The 23285-nt window shown below is 41.7% G+C and carries 21 protein-coding genes and 1 other annotated feature; of the genes, 16 read left to right on the top strand and 5 right to left on the bottom strand.

The window, feature by feature from the left end; genetic code table 11:
* Position 1 precedes the first annotated feature (1 nt).
* From queA to yajC, 3 genes are all read left to right on the top strand, one after another.
* Positions 2–1045, top strand: a complete 1044-nt coding sequence (queA, locus tag LC040_11890) for a tRNA preQ1(34) S-adenosylmethionine ribosyltransferase-isomerase QueA (protein ID WLR49989.1) — start codon at positions 2–4, stop codon at positions 1043–1045.
* Positions 1046–1063: 18 nt separating this feature from the next.
* Complete coding sequence (gene tgt / locus LC040_11885; GenBank protein ID WLR49988.1) at positions 1064–2203, top strand: tRNA guanosine(34) transglycosylase Tgt; 1140 nt, start codon at positions 1064–1066, stop codon at positions 2201–2203.
* 81 nt (positions 2204–2284) lie between these two features.
* Positions 2285–2545: a preprotein translocase subunit YajC gene (yajC, locus tag LC040_11880; protein WLR49987.1), complete on the top strand. Its 261-nt coding sequence runs from the start codon at positions 2285–2287 to the stop codon at positions 2543–2545.
* A 63-nt stretch (positions 2546–2608) separates the two neighbouring features.
* Here the strand turns inward: yajC and LC040_11875 are convergent, their stop codons facing one another.
* A complete protein-coding gene (locus LC040_11875; protein ID WLR49986.1) occupies positions 2609–2992 on the bottom strand; it encodes a TIGR04086 family membrane protein in 384 nt (127 codons plus the stop codon).
* A gap of 145 nt (positions 2993–3137) precedes the next feature.
* Between LC040_11875 and LC040_11870 the strand changes: the two genes are divergently transcribed.
* Both LC040_11870 and LC040_11865 read left to right on the top strand, forming a co-directional pair.
* Positions 3138–4427: an ArsB/NhaD family transporter gene (locus tag LC040_11870; protein WLR49985.1), complete on the top strand. Its 1290-nt coding sequence runs from the start codon at positions 3138–3140 to the stop codon at positions 4425–4427.
* Between the two features lie 82 nt (positions 4428–4509).
* Positions 4510–5160: a DUF421 domain-containing protein gene (locus LC040_11865; protein WLR49984.1), complete on the top strand. Its 651-nt coding sequence runs from the start codon at positions 4510–4512 to the stop codon at positions 5158–5160.
* An 82-nt stretch (positions 5161–5242) separates the two neighbouring features.
* On the opposite strand, the gene spoVB is transcribed toward LC040_11865, so the two are convergent.
* Entirely contained in the window at positions 5243–6811 is a 1569-nt protein-coding gene (gene spoVB, locus LC040_11860; protein WLR49983.1) for a stage V sporulation protein B, read from the bottom strand.
* Between the two features lie 140 nt (positions 6812–6951).
* On the opposite strand from spoVB, the gene LC040_11855 reads away from it, so the two are divergent.
* From LC040_11855 to dtd, 9 genes are all read left to right on the top strand, one after another.
* Positions 6952–7440 (top strand): small multi-drug export protein, encoded by a 489-nt coding sequence (locus LC040_11855; GenBank protein ID WLR49982.1) that lies wholly within the window; start codon positions 6952–6954, stop codon positions 7438–7440.
* Positions 7441–7459: 19 nt separating this feature from the next.
* Complete coding sequence (locus LC040_11850) at positions 7460–7807, top strand: post-transcriptional regulator (protein WLR49981.1); 348 nt, start codon at positions 7460–7462, stop codon at positions 7805–7807.
* Between the two features lie 158 nt (positions 7808–7965).
* Positions 7966–10224 (top strand): protein translocase subunit SecDF, encoded by a 2259-nt coding sequence (gene secDF, locus LC040_11845; protein ID WLR49980.1) that lies wholly within the window; start codon positions 7966–7968, stop codon positions 10222–10224.
* Positions 10225–10487: 263 nt separating this feature from the next.
* The gene (locus LC040_11840) at positions 10488–11384 is read left to right on the top strand and encodes a cation diffusion facilitator family transporter (protein ID WLR49979.1); all 897 of its coding nucleotides are present in this window, start codon (positions 10488–10490) and stop codon (positions 11382–11384) included.
* A gap of 21 nt (positions 11385–11405) precedes the next feature.
* A complete protein-coding gene (locus tag LC040_11835) occupies positions 11406–11744 on the top strand; it encodes a DUF1049 domain-containing protein (protein ID WLR49978.1) in 339 nt (112 codons plus the stop codon).
* Positions 11745–11835: 91 nt separating this feature from the next.
* Positions 11836–14184: a single-stranded-DNA-specific exonuclease RecJ gene (gene recJ / locus LC040_11830; protein ID WLR49977.1), complete on the top strand. Its 2349-nt coding sequence runs from the start codon at positions 11836–11838 to the stop codon at positions 14182–14184.
* On the top strand, positions 14184–14696 hold the full coding sequence (locus tag LC040_11825) for an adenine phosphoribosyltransferase (GenBank protein WLR49976.1): 513 nt from the start codon (positions 14184–14186) through the stop codon (positions 14694–14696). Before recJ ends, LC040_11825 begins: the two co-directional genes overlap by 1 nt.
* Positions 14697–14926: 230 nt before the next feature.
* Entirely contained in the window at positions 14927–17122 is a 2196-nt protein-coding gene (locus tag LC040_11820) for a bifunctional (p)ppGpp synthetase/guanosine-3',5'-bis(diphosphate) 3'-pyrophosphohydrolase (protein WLR49975.1), read from the top strand.
* 18 nt (positions 17123–17140) lie between these two features.
* Positions 17141–17587, top strand: a complete 447-nt coding sequence (dtd, locus tag LC040_11815; protein ID WLR49974.1) for a D-aminoacyl-tRNA deacylase — start codon at positions 17141–17143, stop codon at positions 17585–17587.
* Positions 17588–17630: 43 nt separating this feature from the next.
* Here the strand turns inward: dtd and LC040_11810 are convergent, their stop codons facing one another.
* Genes LC040_11810 through LC040_11800 form a run of 3 tightly spaced genes read right to left on the bottom strand, consistent with a single transcriptional unit; the run spans position 17631 to position 21259 of the window.
* Positions 17631–19319, bottom strand: coding sequence for a methyl-accepting chemotaxis protein (locus LC040_11810; GenBank protein ID WLR49973.1), 1689 nt, complete (start codon positions 19317–19319; stop codon positions 17631–17633).
* Between the two features lie 28 nt (positions 19320–19347).
* The gene (locus LC040_11805) at positions 19348–19797 is read right to left on the bottom strand and encodes an N-acetylmuramoyl-L-alanine amidase (protein WLR49972.1); all 450 of its coding nucleotides are present in this window, start codon (positions 19795–19797) and stop codon (positions 19348–19350) included.
* Between the two features lie 22 nt (positions 19798–19819).
* Positions 19820–21259 carry an SH3 domain-containing protein gene (locus LC040_11800; protein WLR49971.1) on the bottom strand — a complete coding sequence of 480 codons (1440 nt, stop codon included), beginning with the start codon at positions 21257–21259 and terminating at the stop codon, positions 19820–19822.
* A 165-nt stretch (positions 21260–21424) separates the two neighbouring features.
* Here LC040_11800 and LC040_11795 point away from each other — a divergent pair, with 165 nt between their 5' ends.
* Entirely contained in the window at positions 21425–21601 is a 177-nt protein-coding gene (locus tag LC040_11795) for a hypothetical protein (protein ID WLR49970.1), read from the top strand.
* A 106-nt stretch (positions 21602–21707) separates the two neighbouring features.
* Positions 21708–21936: a binding site (T-box leader), on the top strand.
* A gap of 74 nt (positions 21937–22010) precedes the next feature.
* Positions 22011–23285 carry a histidine--tRNA ligase gene (gene hisS, locus LC040_11790; protein WLR49969.1) on the top strand — a complete coding sequence of 425 codons (1275 nt, stop codon included), beginning with the start codon at positions 22011–22013 and terminating at the stop codon, positions 23283–23285.

Below are 23285 nucleotides of genomic sequence, written 5' to 3'. Positions count from 1 at the left end.
TATGGATGTCAATTTATTTGATTTTTATTTACCAGAAGAATTGATTGCACAAGTACCGCTTGCGGACCGAACAGCATCAAAGCTGATGGTATTAGATAAAGAAACAGGCCAAACGAAACATGAAACATTTAAAGAAATATTGAATTATTTGAACCCAGGTGATTGCCTCGTTTTAAACGATACAAAAGTGCTTCCGGCTCGGTTGTATGGTGTGAAAGAAGAAACGGGTGCGAAGATTGAAGTATTATTGTTAAAGCAAATTGAAGGTGACATGTGGGAAACACTTGTTAAGCCTGCGAAACGAGTGAAGGAAGGTACGGTTATTTCTTTTGGCGACGGACGTTTAAAGGCAAAGTGTGTTGGTTCAAACGAGCATGGCGGACGTAACTTTGAGTTTATGTATGACGGTATTTTTTATGAAGTGCTTGACTCTTTAGGAGAGATGCCGCTTCCGCCTTATATTAAGGAACAGCTTGATGACCGTGACAGGTATCAAACTGTATTTGCTCGAGAGCGCGGCTCAGCTGCTGCACCAACCGCAGGGCTTCATTTTACGGAAGAATTGTTAGAAACGATTCGTGAAAAAGGTGTGCACACGGCATTTATTACACTTCATGTCGGACTTGGTACATTCCGCCCTGTCAGCGTGGAGAACGTTGAAGAGCATGACATGCACGGTGAGTTCTATCAAATGACAAAAGGAACTGCAGAACTGCTGAATACTGTGCGTGAAAAAGGCGGCCGGATTATTTCAGTTGGTACGACGTCGACTCGGACCCTTGAAACGATCGCCTCTGCCTATGACGGTGAATTCAAAGAAGCATCAGGCTGGACGGATATCTTCATCTATCCGGGTTATCAGTTCAAAGGAATTGACGCGATGATTACGAATTTCCATTTACCGAAGTCCACACTTATTATGCTTGTCAGCGCACTTGCAGGCCGGGAGAATGTCTTAGCTGCTTATCAGGAAGCAGTTGAGAAGAAGTATCGCTTCTTCTCCTTTGGTGATGCGATGTTTATTACGAATCAGCTTGAAGGGTAACGAAAGGGGAACACAATTGTGAGTGCAATTCGCTACGAATTAATAAAAACATGTAAACAAACAGGTGCACGTCTTGGCCGCGTTCATACACCACACGGCTCGTTTGATACACCTGTCTTTATGCCTGTAGGAACCTTAGCAACAGTAAAAACAATGAGCCCAGAAGAATTAGAGGAAATGGGAGCAGGCATTATTTTAAGTAACACCTATCATCTGTGGCTTCGTCCTGGTGAAGATATTGTAAAAGAAGCAGGTGGCCTTCATAAATTTATGAACTGGAGCGGCTCGATTTTAACCGATTCTGGCGGCTTCCAAGTTTTTAGTTTAAGCGATTTGCGTCAAATTGAAGAAGAAGGGGTTCATTTCCGCAACCATTTAAGTGGTGAGAAGCTCTTCCTTTCTCCAGAAAAAGCGATGCAAATTCAAAATGCACTCGGTTCAGATATTATGATGGCATTTGATGAATGTCCGCCATACCCTGCTGAATATGATTATATGAAGTCATCTGTTGAGCGTACAAGCCGTTGGGCAGAGCGCTGCTTGAGAGCCCATGAACGGAAAGAAGACCAAGGCTTATTTGGTATCGTTCAAGGCGGTGAGTATGAAGATTTACGAAAGCAAAGTGCATCTGACCTTGTTTCCTTAGATTTCCCTGGCTATGCAATTGGCGGATTATCAGTCGGTGAGCCGAAAGATGTGATGAATCGCGTGCTTGAGTTCACAACGCCGCATCTTCCAAATGAGAAACCGCGTTATTTAATGGGGGTTGGTTCACCTGACTCTTTAATTGATGGTGCAATTCGTGGTGTCGATATGTTTGATTGTGTGCTTCCAACACGTATTGCGCGTAACGGTACATGCATGACGAGTGAGGGACGCTTAGTTGTTAGAAATGCGAAGTTTGCTCGCGATTACCGTCCATTGGATGAAAATTGTGATTGCCATGTATGCCGCAATTATTCACGCGCATATATTCGCCACCTTGTAAAATGCAATGAGACATTTGGCTTCCGTCTTACAACTTATCATAACCTGTATTTTCTGTTAAAATTGATGAAGCAAGTGCGCGAAGCTATTCAAGAAGACCGTCTTGGAGATTTCCGAGATGAATTCTTTGAAAAGTATGGTTTCAACAAACCAAATGCGAAGAATTTCTAATTGAAGATCCTCTCCATTCCCGCCGCTTCCTTGCGGGAGTGGGTAGATTCATATTGTAAAAGCTGAAAGGGGTGAAAGGAAATGGATTTTCTCGTACAAGTATTGCCGATTATTTTAATGTTTGCGATTTTTTATTTCTTGTTGATTCGTCCTCAACAAAAGAAACAAAAGCAAGTGCAAGAGATGCAGGCAAGTATTCAAAAGAATGATCGCGTGATTACAATTGGCGGCCTTCATGGCAAAATTGATGCGGTCGATGAAGACACAGTTGTCATTCTTTGCGGTGATGGCTCACGCTTAACGTTTGACCGTAATGCGGTTCGTGAAGTTGTAAAAGCATAACGCATACATAAAAAAACACACCTCCCGATTAACTGGGAAGTGTGTTTTTTTGTGGCTAGGTCCTTAAGCTCGCTTTTCTCCACCTTTCATATTCACACCGATAATGCCCCCAAGTACGGCTGTCATAATATAGCCGAGGTGATAAAGCATTTGTTCCATCGAAAATGCTGACTGATAACCGAGGTATTGAATAAGAAAGACGAGCCCTGTGAATAGTGCTCCAGTGCCGGCGCCTGTTAGCCAGCCTTTTTCTTTATTTTTCCCACCTGAAATAAATCCGCCAATAAATAAAGCTAAAAATGAAAGAACTAAAATAACCCATGCAAGCGACTGCTCTGTTAAGTTTGTCATTTTAAGAAGCAATGACAGGATCATGCTTGAGACAAGAACGATAACGACAATGGCGATAATGCCGTACAGCACAGCCATCCACGTATGTTTCCCCATTCTTTTTCCCTCCCGATGTGTTCCGATATTTTCAATACAGTGGTGTGATACAAGCATATGCATGTCAGCGGTTGAATAGAAGAGTGATTTTTCCGGGATTTCTTCATAGGTATATAGAGAATGAAGGACAAGGAGGGCTACCTGAATGGACATGGTCATGTCGCTTGTCATATTTGGCAGCTGTTATGTCATGCTTGTGTTAGAAAAGTGGAACCGTGCCTTAATTGCAGGTGCCGGCGGCTTGCTCATGATCCTTGGGGGCATCTACACACTTGATGACGCATTCGGTAAGTATATTGACTGGAATACCATTTCACTGTTGTTTTCGATGATGATTCTTGTTGCGGTAACAAGCAAAACAGGGGTGTTCGAGTATATTGCGATTACACTTGCGCAAAAGGTTGGGGGCAGAGCGATACCGTTGCTCGTTGTTATGGCCTTGTTAACAGCTGTCGGTTCTGCATTGTTAGATAATGTCACAACTGTGCTATTATTTGCGCCTGTTTTATTAACGATGACTGCTAGACTTGGCCTTCCGTCGACACCGTATTTAATTGTGTTAATTCTTGCTTCTAATATAGGGGGTACAGCAACGCTGATTGGTGACCCTCCAAATATTATGATTGGCCAAGCTGTCGAGGACTTAACGTTTAATGATTTTCTGCTCAACCTTGGACCGATTGTAGTCATTATTTTTGGTTCTGTCATGCTGGCGCTTATAGGGTTTTATCGAAAGCAGCTGAAGGTGACAGAAGCGAAACGGATTGAACTGATGAATATTCAGGCAGCAGAATATTTACGTAAAGATATGACCTTGTTTCAGTCATTGTTTGTCTTGTGCTGTACGATTGCTGGGTTCGTGCTGCACCCTGTGCTGCATATTGAGCTGACAAGCATTGCGATGGCAGGCGCATTATTGTTAATGCTGCTTACATACCGAAATATTGAAGTGGAAGATATTCTTAGAGATGTTGAGTGGGTTACACTGTTTTTCTTTATGGGGTTATTTATGCTTGTCGGAGGCTTAGAAAGTACAGGCATTATCGATGAAATTGCTCGGAGTATCATTCTGCAGACAGAAGGCGATGTAGCCAAGACGTCATTGTTTATTCTATGGAGCTCAGGGCTGTTATCGGGGTTTGTTGATAACATTCCATTTGTTGCCGCGATGATTCCTGTGGTTCTTGAATTTAAAGATTACGGCATGAATAATTTGGACCCATTATGGTGGGCGCTTGCATTAGGCGCTTGCCTTGGAGGGAATGCAACATTGATTGGTGCTTCAGCAAATGTCGTTGTCGCAGGCCTTGCAGCTGGTGCAAAACAGCCGATCAAATTTGTGGAGTTCTTTGTAATTGGACTGCCTGTTGTTATTTTTTCATTAATTCTTTCAACCGTCTATTTGTATATTCGTTATCTAATTTATTTTATTTAAAAAAAACGCTTCGTCTTTCATATTTCATCTGCGCCCGTTCAATACTAACAACAGATTATGCAAACAAAACGAGGTGCAGGTAATGGAGATTGTAACGATTATCAGCAGAACAGTGCTGCTGTATTTTGTAATTATTATTGTGTTTCGTCTAATGGGAAAGCGTGAAATTGGGGAATTAAGTATTTTAGATCTCGTTATTTTTATTATGATTGCTGAAATGGCTGTACTCTCAATCGAAGACCCAAAGTTACCTCTTCTGAATACAATCCTTCCTATTCTTGTGCTTATGGTTATCCAAATTGGGATGGCATACTTATCGTTAAAGAATCAAAAGCTTCGAGAAATAGTGGACGGAAAGCCATCGATTCTTATTAACAATGGTTCAATTGATGAAGTAGAGATGCGAAAGCAGCGTTACAATTTTGATGACTTAATGGTGCAGTTGCGTGACAAAGATGTTAAATCAGTCGCTGACGTGGAGTTTGCAATATTAGAACCATCAGGAAAATTATCTGTGTTTGAAAAGGATGAGCAGCAAGGAAGTGACGGTGTGCCACCATACCCATTAATTATGGATGGCCGTGTCCAAGATGACCATTTAGTGCTGTTGAATCGCTCTCAAGTATGGCTGCGAAATGAATTGCGAAAATTAGGCTATGAGAAGGTTGAGGATATTTCATACTGTACGTTAGATGATAAAGGACAGCTGTTTGTTGATAAACGTGATAAATAAATTTTAGACCATACGGAGGAACCGGTGGTCTTTTTTGTTTACAAAAAAACGCTTGGAGTCATCTCCAAACGTTTGGTTTCATTTACCTGTTCCAGAAAAACAAGGGAACTAGCGGCTTGATAAATGGAATTCGAGCTAATTCTTTCTCTGTTACCAACCGAAATACAAGCAGAAATACGAAATAACATAGCGTCGTACCTAAAATTGCAAGCATTGTTTTTGGAAAAATCGTAAGTTCTGAAAATGCATTTGTATAGAGCAGATGTCCAGAAATCCCTGAAATTCCCATGACAAGCAAACTCTTGACGTAATCCCTAGCATGAATCGTATAGCTAATTGCTTTTATAATAGTTGCGAAGTGAAGCATTGTCACAAGTAGAAAACCAATTACAATCGCAAGCGCCGTACCCATCATCCCGAATTCAGGCCTGGATGTAAGAGCGAAAATGGCGGCGATTTTTACCACAGATCCGATTAAGCTGTTCATCATTGCCGCCTTTGCTAAGTCCAGTCCTTGCAGAGCAGCCTGTAATGGTGCTTGAAAGTAGAAGAATAAGAAGAATGGAGCCATAAGCTGGACATAGGTTGCTCCGCTTGTCCGGCTGTACATCAGTTGCATAAGTGGCTCGGCGAATATGTACATGATAACAACAGATAAGCCCCCTGCTACAAGTGAAAGCCGCAGTGCCTGCCTTAAACGGTGTTCAACAAGGTGGTGCTGCTTTCTTGCGGCAGCTTCACTGATTGCTGGAACTAATGAAACAGACAATGACTGGGTAATAAATGATGGCAGAAACAACAAGGGTAGCGCATAGCCTGTTAATTCACCATACTGCTTCGTCGTGACAGCAGTTAGTCCGGCAAGTGCCATGCTTTGTGCTACAACAATTGGCTCAAAGAAATACGAGAGCGAGCCAATTAAACGGCTTCCTGTTGTCGGCAAAGCGATATTCATCAGTTCTGAAAATGTCTTACGGCCAGATTTGATTTGCGAGAAAAAGTGGCGGCGAATCTTTATTCGTTTGCGAAGCTTAAACATCGTAATCATATAAATAAGCGATGCGAATTCACCAAGAACAACCGAGGCCATTGCGCCGGCAGCGGCGTATTCCACGCCATAAGGCAAAAACATCTTTGTCATTACTGCTACAAGCGTGATGCGAACAACCTGTTCAATCACCTGTGAGAGGGCAACAGGGCGCATGTTTTGCAGCCCTTGAAAATAACCCCTTAAGACAGAAGATAACGCGACAATCGGTACAATCGGTGCAATTGCCATTAACGGAAAGAAGGTTCGTTCATCTGTTAAAAGTGTTCGTGACAGCATTGGAGCAGCCACCATCATCATTGTTGTAAACAGAATACTCAATGTCCCGGTTGTTGCAAGCGAGATAACGAGGATTCGTTTTATCTTCTTTCGGTCACCTGCAATTTCTGCTTCAGCAACAAGCTTAGAGATGGCAACAGGAAGACCGAGCTGTGTTAAGGTAATTGTCAAGATTAATGTCGGGACAGCCATCATATATAAGCCGACACCCTCTTCACCCATGATCCGGGCGACGACAATTCGGTTCACAAAACCGAGAAAACGGGTAACCAATCCCGCTGCCATTAAAATAAGCGTTCCTTTCAAAAAAGTTTGTTTCGTCATGCTTCCCCCTGCCTTCAAAAAAAGATGGATATTCGCTACAATAATCTATATGCTTATTAGGGGGGCAAGCATGACAAGCTTGAACCGCATTTATATTTTAAAAAAGAAAATGTTCGAAGTAAGAAGAGGAGTGCTTTTGCTTGAAAGAGAAAATTGTAGATTATTTGGTTGAAAACTTTAGCTTTCTACCTCCAGAATTAATTGTCATCCTCGTATCAGCGATGCCGATACTGGAGCTGAGAGGCGGACTTCCATTGGCATATGCCACATTTGAGTTTTCGTTTTGGAAGTCGTTTTTTCTAAGTGTGTTTGGCAATTTTCTACCGATTATTCCGTTATTATTATTATTTCAGCCGCTTAGTAACTGGCTTATGCGCTTTAAATGGTATGAAAAAATGTATGATTGGCTTTATCACCGCACACTGAAGAAAAGTGGAAATGTCGAGAAGTATGGAGCAATTGGGCTCATCCTCTTTACAGCGGTACCGTTGCCAACAACAGGTGCATACAGTGCATGTGTGGCGGCTTCTATTTTTGCAATTGGCTTTCGTTACGCATTAATTGCGATTACAACAGGTGTTATTATTGCAGGCCTCGGGATTGGAATTTTATCGTATTCAATTTTCTAAATGAGCGGAGGTTTTACACGTGAGTGAAGAATTGTTTGAACCGCATTCTGTTGATACATATCGACACCAAGTTCAACCTGCGATAAAAAGTAAAGTAGATGAATTACATTACCTTGGCTATACACGAGCGACAGCGGATAACGTGTGGAGCTGTTTAAAGAAGAAGCGCTGGCACAAAAATGAACAGCTGCGTCTTCATCAAGTGGTGAGTGATGTTTTATCATTATCACCGCATGATTATATGAATTACTTAACGCAAGAGTCTTACCGAAATGATCAAGACTGGTTTGCAGATTTTGAGCAAAAGCAGAAGAGTGATGTGGCTCCTGAAGAGGAACCGCCAGCTAATGAGGAAAATCCTTCTTAAACTGCTCAGCTCTTGTTGACTGTACAATTATTCGGAAAATTGACATTCAAAAACAAATTTCTCTATAATGGGGATATTGGCATTTTATTTAAAGGTTCGACAAAACTTGTGATATGCTGATTTATTTAGATGTAGGGATATGAAGGAGGAACACTGTCATGGTGAAGAAAGGGCGGATTGTAGCCTTTTTTCTTATTGTTCTTTTGCTTGCTGGAACAATAGGGACGACCATAGAAGGTATTGCAAAAGACATTAAGCTCGGTTTGGACTTGCAGGGTGGTTTCGAGGTTTTATATGAAGTTGAGCCTGCAGAAGAAGGGCAAACAATTGACAAGGAAACCCTTGTTAGTACAGTAAGTGCGTTAAATGAACGTGTAAACGTACTTGGTGTGAGCGAGCCGAATATTCAGATTGAAGGCGACAACCGAATACGTGTACAGTTAGCAGGAGTCGAGAATCAGAATGAAGCAAGGGACATTCTTTCCACTCAAGCAAACATTTCATTTCGTGATGTGAACGATAAGCTGTTATTAGATGGGGCTGATCTCGTTGAAGGTGGAGCAGCACAGTCGTTTAACGACCAAAACCAACCGATCGTTACGCTTACGTTAAAGGATGCAAAGGAGTTCGCAGAAGCGACAAAGCATGTCTTATCCTTAGCGCCGAACAATTATATGGTGACATGGTTGGATTATCAAGAGGGCGATTCATATCAGAAAAACCCGGACAATCAGAACATCATTTCTGTAGCTAGTGTTAATGAAGTATTGAACACGAAAAACGTCATGATTTCTGGGAATTTTACTGTAGAAGATGCAAAGCAGCTTGCTGACTTATTGAATGCGGGTGCACTGCCAGTGAAGTTGAATGAAATCTATTCAACATCAGTTGGGGCACAATTTGGGGAAAAAGCACTAGAAAAAACGACATTTGCCGGTATCATTGGTGTTGCGATTATTTTCTTATATATGCTTTTCTATTACCGTTTCCCTGGATTCATCGCAATGGTCACATTGTCTGTCTATATCTTCTTAATCTTACAGGTTTTTGATTGGATGAATGCGGTTCTAACATTGCCGGGAATTGCAGCTCTTATCCTCGGTGTTGGTATGGCCGTTGACGCCAATATCATTACATATGAGCGGATTAGAGAAGAAATAAAAGTTGGAAAGTCGATCATGTCGGCATTCCGTGCAGGGAATCGAAACTCACTTTCAACAATTTTGGATGCAAACATTACAACAATTCTCGCGGCGTCTGTTCTCTTTATGTATGGGACAAGCTCTGTAAAAGGGTTTGCGACGATGCTCATCATCAGTATCCTCGTCAGCTTCATTACCGCTGTATATGGAACGCGCTTATTGCTTGGTCTATGGGTCAACAGCCGTTTCTTCAACGGTAAGCCTGGCTTCTTCAATGTTAAGAAGGATGAAATTCATGACATTGCTGATGTTGAAGAAGGTGTCCCAATTAGTGAACGCTTCAAGAATTTAAACCTTGTCAAGCATACAAAGAAATACTTCATGTTCTCAATTGCAATGGTCGTTCTTGGTGTCGGTCTGCTTGGAACAATGGGCTTGAACTTAGGAATTGATTTTGCAAGTGGGACACGTGTTGAAGTCGTATCCAACGAACCTTTACAAGCACAGAAATTAGAGTCAGACTTCAAACAGCTTGGCTTAGAGCCAGATGAAGTTGTGCTTTCAGGAAATAACAATGAAATCGGAGTAGCACGCTTTATCGGTGTACTTGATAAAGGTGAAATTGCGCAATTAAAAACCTATTTTGATAAACAATACGGAGCTGAACCGAGTGTAAGTACGGTTTCACCTACTGTTGGTAAAGAGCTGGCACGCAACGCCTTTATCGCAGTAATGATTGCTTCGGTTGGTATTATTCTGTATGTAACAATTCGCTTTGAAATTTATTACGCGCTGGCAGCAATCGTTGCCTTACTGCATGACGCATTCTTCATCATTGCGGCATTTAGCCTGTTACGATTAGAAGTAAATATTACCTTCATTGCCGCTGTGTTAACGATTGTTGGTTATTCGATTAACGATACGATTGTTACGTTTGACCGAATTCGTGAAAACATGAAGCTGAAAAAGCGTATCAAGTCCTATGAAGACTTAGCAGATGTCGTAAACAAAAGTTTAGTCCAAACATTATCTCGTTCAATTAACACGGTTATTACTGTTATCTTTGCAGCAGGTGCGTTATTAATCTTCGGTAGTGAATCAATCCGTAGCTTCTCAATTGCCCTGTTAATCGGACTTGTAGCCGGAACTTATTCTTCACTATTTATCGCATCTCAGCTTTGGCTGAAATGGAAGTATAAGCAGCTGAAGAAAAATGGCTTCAAACCAATCCACAAAGAAAAGAAAAAAGATAACGAACCAGAAGCACAAGTATAGAACGCCCAAAGAACCGCGACTAGATGTCGCGGTTCTTTTCATCGTGAGCTATCTTCAGACTGAATGAAAACGCTTAGCATTCAAGGCGCTTGGTTTTCTGAGGAGCGGAACGACCGAGGTGGTCTTGAGCACCGGAAGAAATCAAGCAACGCAGAATGTGAGCGTTTCTCAACTGTCTGAGAACCGCGACTAGATGTCGCGGTTCTTTCACGTCTTTTAGGGAATAATAAGTAGAAGTGAATCTTGCACAAGGAGTGAATGCTGTGCAAAAGGAAGAGCGTTTTAAGAAAGCTGAATTTGCCGCAATGGTCGGTGTTGTAGGAAATATTATTCTTGCAGTTGTAAAAGGTGTACTCGGTACAATCGGGAACAGCCGCGCATTAATTGCGGATGCGGCCCACTCTTTTTCTGATGTAATGGGTTCAATTGCTGTCTATGTTGGGTTAAGGGCAGCAAAGCAACCGCCTGATGAAGATCACCCGTATGGACATGGGAAAGCGGAATCAATTGCGGCGATTATTGTGGCGGTGCTGCTGATGCTTGTCGGGTTTGAAATTGGTCTTTCTTCTTTTAAGAGCTTTTTCAAGCCGCTTGAAGCCCCAACGAGTGCAGCTATAATTGGTGTTAGTATTTCGATCGTTGTTAAGGAAGTAATGTTTCAATACAAGTACCGGCTGGGTAAAAGAATCAAAAGTGATGCTATTATTGTCAATGCTTATGAGCATCGTTCAGATGTTTTTTCATCACTTGCTGCACTCGTAGGGATTGTCGGTGCGATGGTAGGAGGCTATTTCGAGATTGGTTGGCTTATTTACGCTGACCCTGTAGCGGGGGTTTTCGTTGCTGGTCTTGTTGTAAAGATGGCATGGAAGTTAGGAGCTGAATCCATTCATACGACACTCGATCACGTCCTGCATGAAGAGGATGTTGAAGAACTAAGAAAAGTCGTATACACGGTGCCAGAAGTGAAACTAATCAATGAACTGCATGCACGAGAACACGGTCATTATGTCATCGTTGATTTGAAAATTGCTGTTGATCCGTTGATGACTGTCGAAAAAGGTCATAGCGTGGGAAAAAAAGTAAAGGAAAAGCTATTGAAAGTGTCGAATGTTCAAGATGTGATGGTGCATATCAACCCTTATAATGCAGAGAAATAAAGAAAGTGAGGGAGAGTGATCTTGAAAATTCAATGGAGTATGCTGCTTGCAATTATTTTTGCTGTTATCGTCGCTGTCTTTGCCGTTATTAATGTAGACGCTGTTGAAGTGAATTATCTCTTTGGAACAGCACAATGGCCATTGATTCTTGTTATTTTATGTTCAGTTTTAATGGGGGCACTGATCATCGGTTTTGGTGGACTTGTCCGTATCTATAAGCTGCAGCGTCAAGTAAAAGGGTTAGAGCGTGAGAAAGCAGAGCTTGAGGCAGAAGTTGCGCAGCAAAACAATCACACCCGTGACAAGCATAAAGTACAAGAAGCATCGACCGTTTCATTAGTCGATGATGAGCGTAACTAAGTGAGCAACAATGAAATAATGGCAGTTGCCGAAAAACGGTTTACCGCCCTTTGACCAATTTAGTATAATAGGTTGGTCGAGGGGTGTTTTTATGTTAAAAGCGAAATCCCGTTGGAAAGTAAAATCGTTTTCCAATGAACTAGCAACGGAGATTGAAAAAGAATTAAATGTATCCTCTTTTGTAGCGCAATTACTCGCCACAAGAGGAATTCAGTCCGTAGAAGAAGCACAACAGTTTCTTCATGTAGACACACAAGACTTTTATGACCCATTTCTAATACATTCAATGGATATTGCTGTAGAACGCATTCAGCGCGCAATCGAGCAGCAAGAGAAAGTGCTCGTGTACGGAGATTATGATGCGGATGGTGTAACGAGTACGACGATTATGCTGAAAACATTGCATGAGCTCGGTGCCAATGTTGACTTTTATATCCCGAACCGTTTTGACGAAGGGTATGGTCCGAATGAGGCGGCATTCCGCAAAGCAAAGGAAGCGGGTGTCTCTTTAATTGTGACGGTTGACACTGGTATTTCAGGTGCACATGAAGCAGAAGTTGCAAAGGAGCTTGGTATCGATCTAATTATTACGGATCACCATGAGCCGCCGGCAGTGATTCCTGATGCGTATGCGATTCTTCATCCGCGTATTGGGGACGAGCCATATCCTTTCGGTGAACTAGCAGGGGCAGGCGTTTCCTTCAAATTGGCACATGCCTTGCTTGGGAAAGCACCCGAACATTTGTTAGCGTTTGCGGCGATTGGTACGATTGCTGATCTTGTTCCTTTAGTTGATGAAAATCGTCTAATAGCTGTAAAAGGATTAAAACAAATTGCATCAGCAATTAATCCTGGTTTGCGTGCCCTTTTAAAGCAAGCAGGGCTAAACAATCAAGCGATTACAGAAGAAACCGTGGGCTTTGGCATTGGACCACGGATAAATGCGGTAGGTCGCCTAGGAGACGCTGACCCGGCGGTGCATTTATTTATGACGGAAGATGCAGAAGAAGCTGAGTTTCTTGCTAAGCAGGTAGACAGTTTAAATAAAGAGCGTCAACAAGTTGTTCAAGTGATGACGGAAGAAGCGATTGCAGAAGTAGCAGAGCTGATGGAAGCTGAAAATCCGTCTGTTATCGTTATTGCACGTGAAGGCTGGAATGCAGGTGTGATTGGGATTGTTGCATCTCGTCTTGTGAATCGCTTCTACCGCCCGACCATTGTTTTATCAATTGACAATGAAAAAGGTGAGGCAAAAGGTTCAGCCCGAAGTATTGAAGGCTTTCATATGTTTGAAAACTTAACAGAATGTGCGGATTTGTTAATGGGCTATGGCGGGCATCCGATGGCAGCTGGAATGACATTACGTGTTGAAAATATTGAACTCTTTCGCGAGCGGTTAAATGAGCTTGCAAATGAAGTCCTATCGGCTGAAGATTTTATTCCAGTTGATTATGTAGACTTAATTTGTACGGCTGATGATGTCGACTTAAATGTCATTGAAGAGATGGCTAAGCTGGCGCCGTTCGGCGTTAGTAATCCGAAGCCAAAAGTTATGATTGAAGATGCTAGTTTGAAAGTTATTCGTCGCATCGGTAGTGACCAGAGTCATTTGAAAGTGGCGATCGATAGCAGTAAAGGGACATTAGACGGCATCGGATTTGGCATGGGCTATTTGTTTGATGAAATTTCGCCGTCCTCTCCAGTCGCGTTGTATGGTGAGCTTTCAGTTAATGAGTGGAACGGTATGCGAAAGCCGCAAATTGTTGTGCAAGATGCAGAAGTGAAGAATTGGCAATTATTTGATTTGCGTGGTAAGAAGCGAATTGACCAAGTGATTGATAATTTACCTGCAGATAAGCTGTTGATGGTGGCATTTCGTGAGGAAACAATCCCTAGATTAGGGCTTGAATACTGGCTGGAAAAGATTGCAATGGTTCAGCAGTTAGACGGGGCAAACATAAGCGACCGTTACTTAATGTTGCTTGACCTCCCACATACACTCGATCAATTAGAAACATTATTTCAAAATGGTATGCCGGAACGATTGTATGCAGTGCTTGATCATAAAGATGATCATTATTTCAGCATGCTTCCAACACGTGAGCATTTTAAATGGTACTATGGATTTCTATTGAAGCAACAGCCATTTAACCTTGAAAAATATGCGCCGCTGCTCGCTAAGCGAAAAGGCTGGTCTGTTGATATGATTCATTTCATGTCACAGGTGTTTTTTGAGTTGAACTTTGCTACAATAGAGAATGGACTTATTAATCTAATGGAAAAGCCTGCAAAAAAAGATATATCTGACTCAAAGATTTATCAGCAGAAGAAGACCCAGATGACGCTTGAAAATGATTTCCTATACTCATCGTATGAAGTATTGCGCAAATCATTTCAGCAGATGTGTGATGGTGTTAAGTTAGAGGAGGAAATAAAATAATGGACTATAAACAGTACATTACAATTGTCGAAGATTGGCCAAAAGAAGGCGTACGATTCAAAGATATTTCTACACTTATGGATAACGGAAAAGCTTACCAAAGTGCTGTCAATGAAATGGTAGACTATGCACGTGATAAAGATATTGATATTATCGTAGGACCTGAAGCACGCGGCTTTATTGTTGGTTGCCCTGTGGCTTATTCACTTGGAATTGGCTTTGCTCCTGTTCGTAAAGAAGGAAAGCTGCCACGCGAAGTCATCAAAGTTGACTACGGTCTTGAATATGGAAAAGACGTGTTAACGATGCATAAGGATGCAATTAAACCAGGTCAGCGCGTCTTAATTACAGATGACTTGCTTGCAACAGGTGGTACAATGGAAGCGACAATTAAGCTTGTTGAGGAGCTTGGTGGCGTTGTAGCTGGACTTGCATTTTTAATTGAATTAACGTACTTAAATGGTCGCGAAAAATTAAAAGGCTATGACGTTTATACATTAATGCAATATTAAAATTAGTCTTACACTATTAAACACAAAGAGTGCTCTCTAGAAGGGTACTCTTTGTTTTACTTATCAGTTTAGAGGTGTCTAGCTCGAAGCGTTTGTCTTGTGCTGGTCGCCGATGAGCAGGCGCTTTTCACTTTTATTATAATGTACAGAAAGTTTTTGCACTTTACATTGTTCGGTTTTTTCATGATAATAGAAACAATATTTATATTCTCTTGTATTAAGGTGATTCCATGGCAAAGGATAATGTGTTAACAGCTGAACAAGTGTTGGATCTTGTTCGGGAATATTTATCTGAGGAAGACTCATTGTTTGTTGAAGAAGCATATGAGCTTGCTGAGAAAGCGCACCGGGAGCAGTATCGAAAGTCGGGGGAGCCGTATATCATTCACCCGATTCAAGTTGCTGGGATTCTCGCTGAATTAGAGCTGGATCCAATTACGGTAGCGGCTGGTTTTTTACATGATGTGGTTGAAGATACGGATTATACACTTGTGGATATAGAGAAAGCCTTTAACAAAGAAGTGGCGATGCTTGTTGATGGCGTTACAAAGCTTGGTAAAATCAAGTACAAATCAAAAGAAGCACAGCAAGCGGAGAATCATCGCAAAATGTTCGTCGCAATGGCACAGGACATTCGTGTTATTCTCATCAAGCTTGCAGACCGGCTTCATAATATGCGTACATTAAAGCATTTGCCGCCAGAGAAGCAGCGACGTATCTCAAATGAAACGTTAGAGATTTTCGCACCGCTTGCTCATCGTCTCGGTATTTCAACCATTAAGTGGGAGCTTGAGGACACAGCACTCCGTTATTTAAACCCTCAGCAGTATTACCGTATTGTGAACTTAATGAAAAATAAGCGTGCAGAGCGGGAAAATTATGTTCAAGAAGTGATTGGGGAAATCAAGAATCGGATGAGTGATGTCCATATTAATGCGGATATTTCAGGTCGTCCGAAGCACATTTACAGCATCTATCGAAAGATGGCTTTACAGAATAAGCAATTCAATGAGATTTATGATTTGCTTGCTGTAAGGGTGCTTGTTGACAGTATTAAGGATTGCTACGCTGTACTTGGCATTATTCATACGTGCTGGAAACCGATGCCAGGCCGATTCAAAGATTACATTGCGATGCCAAAGGCGAATATGTATCAGTCCCTTCATACAACCGTAATCGGTCCTAAAGGTGACCCGCTTGAAGTGCAAATTCGTACGAAGGAAATGCATGAGATTGCTGAATACGGGGTTGCTGCACACTGGGCATATAAGGAAGGCAAGAAGCTGAATGAGAAGCAGGAAAGCCTTCAGGAAAAGATGACATGGTTTAGAGAAATACTTGAATGGCAAAATGATACGTCAGATGCTGAAGAATTTATGGAATCGCTGAAGATTGATTTATTCTCAGATATGGTGTTTGTCTTTACGCCAAAAGGTGATGTATTTGAATTACCTAAAGGCTCTGTGCCAATTGATTTTGCTTATCGCATTCATACAGAAGTTGGTAATAAAACCATTGGTGCCAAAATAAACGGCAAAATGGTTCCGCTTGATCACCAGCTTCGTACAGGTGATATTGTCGAAATTATGACTTCGAAGCATTCCTATGGTCCAAGCAAAGATTGGCTCAAGCTCTCCCAAACGTCGCAGGCGAAAAATAAGATTCGTCAGTACTTTAAGAAACAACGCCGCGAGGAAAATGTGGCAAAGGGGAAAGAGCTTGTTGACAAGGAAATCCGCCGCCATGAGGTTGAACCAAGTGAAGTGCTTACAGCAGCTAACATTAAGCGTGTAGCTGAAAAGTTTAGTTTTTCTAATGAAGAAGATATGTACGCCGCAGTTGGCTACAATGGCATTACCGCTGCTCAAATTGCAACGCGGCTGACAGAGTATGTTCGCCGTCAGCGCGGGTCGGATTTGGAAGAAACACTTCAAGAAGCTATCTCAGAAGTGAAGAATGTTCCATTCAAAAAAACCGATACAGGTGTCAGTGTAAAAGGTGTTAACAACTTGCTTGTTCGTTTATCAAAATGCTGTAACCCTGTCCCTGGCGATGATATTGTCGGTTATATTACTAAAGGTCGCGGTGTTTCTGTACACCGAGCGGATTGCCCGAACATTCAAACAGCAGATGCCAAGCAAAGGCTCTTGCCTGTTGAGTGGGAAGGATCAAAAGAAGGAAAGTCATACAACGTTGATATTGAAATTTCAGGATTTGATCGTAGTGGCCTATTAAATGAAGTGCTTCACGTTGTGAATAATACGAAGACGAGCATTACAGCCGTTTCAGGCCGCACCGATCGAAACAAAATGGCGTTTATCCATATGACCTTGTCCATTCAAAACATTAGTCATTTACAAAAGATTGCCGATAAAATAAAACAAATCCCAGATGTCTATTCAGTCCGAAGAATTACGCAGTCATAATGAAGGAGTCGTTTGAACGTGAGAGTGGTCGTACAACGTGCAAAACAAGCAGCAGTAGATGTGGAAGGGGAAACGATAGGCAGCATTGATTTCGGTCTCATGCTGCTTGTCGGGATTACCCATGATGATACAGAAGAAGACCTTGCATATGTCGCAGATAAAGTAGCGAACCTTCGAATCTTTGAAGATGAAAATGGGAAGATGAATCATTCTTTATTAGATGTAGAAGGTCAAGTGCTCTCCATTTCACAGTTCACATTGTATGGAGACTGTCGCAAAGGTCGTCGTCCGAACTTCATGGAAGCGGCGAAGCCTGACTTCGCGAAAGAAATGTATGAGAAATTCAACGACTTACTCCGTCAAAAGGGTGTGACAGTCGAGACAGGCAGTTTTGGAGCTATGATGGATGTTTCCTTTACCAATGATGGCCCTGTGACATTGATTGTGGAGAGTAAAAGCAAATAAGCATTAAACAGCCCCATTCAGCTAAGTGAATGGGGCTGTTTTTTTATCTTTTGCTTAAATGAAAGCGGCCGATTAATGTATTTAACTGGTCAGCCAAGTTTGATAGTGAATCCGCACTTGCTGTAATTTGTTCCATGGAGCTGTTGGTTTCTTCCATAGATGCGGATGTTTGTTCAACTCCTGCTGCTGATTGCTGAGAAATGGAGGCGATATTTTCAATAGACATATTCATGTCTTTACTCTGTTGAGCCAATATTCTCAATGTAGCTGAGATTTTCTCTGTTCGTTCATTTGTATCTGTTACAGCGTGCTGGATATCAGCGAACGTTTCTCCTGTCACTTTAATTTGATTTGTTCCTTCTTCAACCTGTGCGTAACTATGCTGAAGTGAGGAGGCTACTCCGTTTGACTCTTGCTGAATACTATCCACAATGTTCGTAATATCGACGACGGAATGAGAAACTTGTTCAGCCAGCTTGCGTACTTCTTCGGCTACAACTGCAAAGCCTTTTCCATGTTCTCCAGCTCGTGCAGCTTCAATCGCTGCGTTTAATGCTAATAAATTTGTTTGGTCGGCAATATCTTTAATCACTTGGACAAGCTTTGAAACCTCTTTCGACTGGTTGTCCAGTCCTTTTACCTTCTCGACCGCTTCTTTCACGATTTCATCAATGACACTCATTTGATGAACAGATTTATCCATCAGTTTGCGACCGTTTTTCGTCATCGACAGAACTTGCTGTGAAGCTTCTGAAACATAATCACCTGCTTCATTTGTTTCCATAATTTCTTGGTAAAATTGTTTCATGCCTTCTGCTAAATCAGATGCTGTACTTGCTTGTGTTTCTGTGCCTGTTGCCAGCTCTTCCATTGTTGTGGCCACTTGTGTTGTGGCTTCTTTCACTTCATTAGATGACTGGGTCAGGTCATGGCTATGTTCAGCGACCGTTGTGGAAACAGAAGACATCTTCATGACCAAATCTTTAAGCTGAGCATTCATTTCATTTGTTGAATGAATAAGAGAACCGATTTCTGTATTGTCAGTATGATGAATAGGTTCATTGTCTAAGTTTCCTTTACCGATTTCCTGCAGACGATTCATTACTTTCACAATCGGGTTTGTTAATTGGTTTGCCGTCCTCATGGCAATGACAATACCAATCACAACCGCGATAATGGACAGAATCGTAGCGCTAAGGTAAATATTTTTTCCTTGCTTAATAATATTGTTCCCAAGCTCAATGGTATGGGCCTCCCTTGATAATGCCATCTCTTCGAAACCGCCCATAATTTCACGAGCAAGCGGTTGAGCCTGCTCCGCTAACAACTGTGCTGCCAAATCTTGTTGCCCGCTGTCATAAGCCGCAAACACCTCATCAATAATCATTTTGCGCCATTCAATACTTTTATCAATCAATGATTTTACTTCCTCAGACTCACTGATTTTTAGAAGGTCATTTTGAATTCGTTGACTGTCTTCTGTATATCTCAAGAAATCTTCTTTGTACGCTTCATCACCGTATAGCACATACCCCCGTGCAAGTGAAATGCGTTGTGAAATGTTTAAAGCGAGCTTTTCATCTGTAATCAGCAATGGGACTTCTTTTGTAATGATTTCTTCTGTTTCTTGATTTACTTTTGAGATTGAGTAGTTGTTATAGAGTGCCATAATAACACTGAAAATAATAACCATAAAAAAGCTGATTAAAATCTTTGCCCGTAAGCTTTTCATAAATATCCCCCTATTCCCCAATAACCCATTAGGACTGTTTGAAGAAATTCACCAGTCCTTTATAAATGCCTTCTACTGCTTTTGATTGAAAGTCATTTGTTTTTATAATGGCTTCTTCATTTGCATTTGATAAGAACCCTAGTTCAATTAAAGCAGCAGGTTGGCGGTTTTCGCGCAGCACGTGGTAATTTCCATACCGTGCCTGTCTGTCTGTGTGTCCAGTTTGCTGTATAAGTGAACGTTGAATCGCTTCAGCTAGCGGATAGTCTTTCTGCTTGCTGTAGTAGAAAGAGCCGATTCCATTCACACTCTTATCTCCGGTACTGTCATAATGCAAACTTAGAAAAGCATCTGCATCATAATAGTGCGAGATGTCAACGCGGTAGTTTAAGGTGATGTACCTGTCATCACTTCTCGTTAAAATCACATTGGCACCGTTTTGTTTAAGCTTACTTGCGAGCGATAATGCTGACTTCAACGTATATGTCTTTTCGTGTGTGTCACCACTGCCGGCCGTACCCCCCGTCGCGGCCGCCGTGGCCTGGATCGATGACGATTGTTTTTCCCTTCAATGGATTAGAAGGATCTGTATGTTTCTTTGCATTTGATGCACTTGATACAATCCAAGCTGCAACATAAGCAGTTTGACCGTTCTTAAGCTGGACCTTATACCAGTCTTTGTTTTCTTTTACTGCATGGAACGTTTCGCCCTTACTTGCTTGGTCTACAATAGATGCGGTTAAGGACGGCTTGCTGCGTAGGTTCGTACCTGCATTTAAGATTTGAATTGTTTCTGTTATTGGTTTTTTCTCCGGCAATGAGTCACTTAAAAACTCGTTGTAAACCCAGCCAGTACCATTACCAGTTGAAACCTTACTCCACTTACCATCTGTCGCAATGACAGTTACTTTATCAGACGCACTAAGCTGACCAATAATCGATGTTGAAATAGCTGGTCCTTTTCGGATATTTAAAATCGTTGCGGTTACGACTTTTGTTTGCCCAGATTCTGCTTTGGTTGCAGTTTGTCCCTGTTCTGTTACAAACTTTCCGAAAATCCAACCTGCTCGATTGTTTGAATTTACTTGGTACCAGCCATTTTGGTTTGAAGAGTATGATACAATTTCTCCTTGTTTAAGGCTTCCAGTAATTTCACTATTCGTGTTTGGCTGTTTTCGAATGTTAAGGGTTGGAACACTTACTTTCACCTTCCCAGAGGAAGTCGTTTGGCTTGGTTTTGAACTAGCTTGTTTTGTATTTGTATACTTTGCAGCAACCCAGCCGCTTACACTTCCGGCTTTAATGTGATACCAACCATTTTTCTCATCCATGATACTTAGAGATTGACCATTTTTTAATTGACCGACAAGCGTGCTTGATGAATCAGGAGTTTTACGTACGTTTAATGTCGGTACGGCTACACTAGCGCTTTTGTTGCTTACTGCAGTGCTTGATGGTGTTGCGGCACTATTTGTTATAAAGCGTGCGGCTGCCCAGCCTTCTGAATTGTTGTATTGAATTTTGACCCAATCCTCTACAGAAGCTATTTGTTTAAAGGATTTTCCTGGATTCATATAACCGATCGCTTCGTATTGAAGACCCGGTCCTTTGCGAACCCGCAGAGAGTCCACATTACTGCTTACCCAATTGCCATTAGACGGAGCTGCTTCCGTTTTTTTTACGAGCCATGATGCAACCCAGCCGATTTTTCCATTATCTAACTTGATTTTAACCCAATCTTGCTGTTCACCGAGGATTTCATATGTATCACCTTTGTGAACTTTTGTGAGAATGTCACCATTTAACCCTGGTTTATCTCGAACGATAACTGTGTCGCCAGCGATTTTTGCTTGCTTGGCTTCTGCCGTATGTGCTGAAGTGAATACAAGTGAAAAAATAAGTATGCACGAAAAAGCAATAGCAATACTTTGTCTAAACAACAGAAGTCCCCCTTTTGATAATATTGGTATTTCTTGGTGCATGAATCTCAATCAAATACTTTCGAGGAAATTCTGCAAAATTCCTTGTGATTTCTTGAAATTAATCCGTTTGGAATGGGCATAGTAGAAAAGAGAGTACAAGTTCGCATAAAAAGGAAGATGTTCATGCATTTAAAACGAAAAATGGAAATTTGTACGCGTCCCTTTCATCAAATAGAAAATTCTTCATTCCAAGAAAGTTTGCTGCAAGAAGAACAAACAAATCAGATGTTTTCTTCTTATGAATTTGGCGTTTGTACTAACAGTTTTAAAGATTTAAAAGACCAGTCGAATCGATCATAATTTTTCCATATCACAACATTAATTTAAAGGATAAGTTTCGTCTTGACAAGATGCTAAATCCGCCGTAACATTAAAATCAATTGAAAAATTTGAACGGAATCATACCATTGAACCAATGACGGAGAAAAGTAGTTAAGAATACACATGGACAGAGAAGGGATGACGCGGCTGAAAGCATTCCACATGATGACTTAATGAAACAACACTCTGAAGGTTTCTCTCTGAAAGGCGCAGCTGATTAGGAGAAGGACGTATACAGGCGTTAACTGTTGAGGTGAAAGCAAGATTACTTGCTTTAATTAGGGTGGTACCGCGGGTAAACTCTCGTCCCTTCTTACATGTGATGTAAAGAAGAGACGGGAGTTTTTTTATGTTGAACTTTCGATAGACAACAAGGAGGAGCATGAATATGGCAATTCAAATTCCACGTGGAACGCAAGATATTCTACCTGGTGATGTTGAAATTTGGCAATATATTGAGAAGATAGTTCGCGAGCAATGCGAACTCTATCAATACAAAGAAATTCGTACACCGATTTTTGAGCACACTGAATTATTTCAGCGTGGTGTCGGTGATACAACAGACATCGTTCAGAAAGAAATGTACACATTTAAAGACCGGGGTGATCGCAGTATTACACTTCGTCCAGAAGGTACTGCATCAACCGTTCGTTCCTTTGTAGAAAACAAATTATTCGGACTGCCACAGCAGCCGACAAAGTTATTTTACATAGGACCGATGTTCCGTTATGAACGTCCACAAGCAGGCCGTATGCGCCAATTTCACCAATTTGGTGTGGAGGCACTCGGCAGTAATGACCCTGCAATTGATTCAGAGGTAGTGGCGCTTGCAATGAACATCTACCAATCACTTGGCTTACAACGCTTGAAGCTTGTTATTAACAGCCTTGGTGATGATGAGAGTCGCACAGCACATCGTAATGCGCTTGTTGAACACTTCAAGCCGCGTATCGGGGAGTTCTGCTCAGATTGTCAGGAGCGCCTTGAGAAGAATCCGCTACGAATCTTAGATTGTAAGAAGGACAGTGACCATGAACTAATGGGAACGGCTCCTGCTATTCTGGATTATTTAAATGACGACTCACGTGCGTATTTTGAAAAAGTAAAGGCGTATCTTGAGGCAATGAATATTGACTTTGTCGTTGATCCAACGCTTGTTCGTGGACTTGATTATTACAATCATACAACATTTGAAATTATGAGTGATGCAGAAGGGTTTGGTGCGATTACGACCCTTGCTGGCGGCGGCCGTTATAACGGGCTCGTCGAAGATATCGGCGGACCTGAAACACCTGGTATTGGGTTTGCTTTTGGTATCGAGCGTGTCTTATTGGCGCTAAAAGCAGAAAGTGTCGATCTTCCAATAGAACAGGCGATTGACTGCTACGTAATCGCTCTTGGTGAGAAAGCTGAAACAAAAGCAGTAGAATTACTCAATGAACTGCGTAAGTCAGGCGTGAAAGCAGAGAAGGATTATCAAGGTAAGAAGATGAAAGCACAATTCAAATCCGCTAACCGCCTAGCAGCAAAATATACCGCAGTGCTTGGTGAGAATGAGCTTGAACAACAAGTGATTAACGTGAAAAATATGGATTCAGGTGAACAAGAAGAGGTTGCTTTAGACCAATTCATCGCATATATGACAAAAACAATTGGGGAATGA

Origin of the sequence: Bacillus tianshenii (assembly GCA_020524525.2) — a bacterium.
GTDB lineage: Bacteria > Bacillota > Bacilli > Bacillales > Bacillaceae_N > Bacillus_AV.
Note: the sequence above shows the minus strand (reverse complement) of the source record. Positions and strands in the feature narration are given on the sequence as shown.

What these genes read in the sequence shown, in the direction of transcription:
- queA (WLR49989.1), top strand. Translation starts at nt 2, where the DNA reads ATGGATGTCAATTTATTTGATTTTTATTTACCAGAAGAATTGATTGCA.
- yajC (WLR49987.1), top strand. Translation starts at nt 2,285, where the DNA reads ATGGATTTTCTCGTACAAGTATTGCCGATTATTTTAATGTTTGCGATT.
- LC040_11875 (WLR49986.1), bottom strand. Translation starts at nt 2,992, where the DNA reads ATGGGGAAACATACGTGGATGGCTGTGCTGTACGGCATTATCGCCATT.
- LC040_11870 (WLR49985.1), top strand. Translation starts at nt 3,138, where the DNA reads ATGGACATGGTCATGTCGCTTGTCATATTTGGCAGCTGTTATGTCATG.
- LC040_11865 (WLR49984.1), top strand. Translation starts at nt 4,510, where the DNA reads ATGGAGATTGTAACGATTATCAGCAGAACAGTGCTGCTGTATTTTGTA.
- spoVB (WLR49983.1), bottom strand. Translation starts at nt 6,811, where the DNA reads ATGACGAAACAAACTTTTTTGAAAGGAACGCTTATTTTAATGGCAGCG.
- secDF (WLR49980.1), top strand. Translation starts at nt 7,966, where the DNA reads ATGGTGAAGAAAGGGCGGATTGTAGCCTTTTTTCTTATTGTTCTTTTG.
- recJ (WLR49977.1), top strand. Translation starts at nt 11,836, where the DNA reads ATGTTAAAAGCGAAATCCCGTTGGAAAGTAAAATCGTTTTCCAATGAA.
- LC040_11825 (WLR49976.1), top strand. Translation starts at nt 14,184, where the DNA reads ATGGACTATAAACAGTACATTACAATTGTCGAAGATTGGCCAAAAGAA.
- LC040_11820 (WLR49975.1), top strand. Translation starts at nt 14,927, where the DNA reads ATGGCAAAGGATAATGTGTTAACAGCTGAACAAGTGTTGGATCTTGTT.
- LC040_11810 (WLR49973.1), bottom strand. Translation starts at nt 19,319, where the DNA reads ATGAAAAGCTTACGGGCAAAGATTTTAATCAGCTTTTTTATGGTTATT.
- LC040_11795 (WLR49970.1), top strand. Translation starts at nt 21,425, where the DNA reads ATGCATTTAAAACGAAAAATGGAAATTTGTACGCGTCCCTTTCATCAA.
- hisS (WLR49969.1), top strand. Translation starts at nt 22,011, where the DNA reads ATGGCAATTCAAATTCCACGTGGAACGCAAGATATTCTACCTGGTGAT.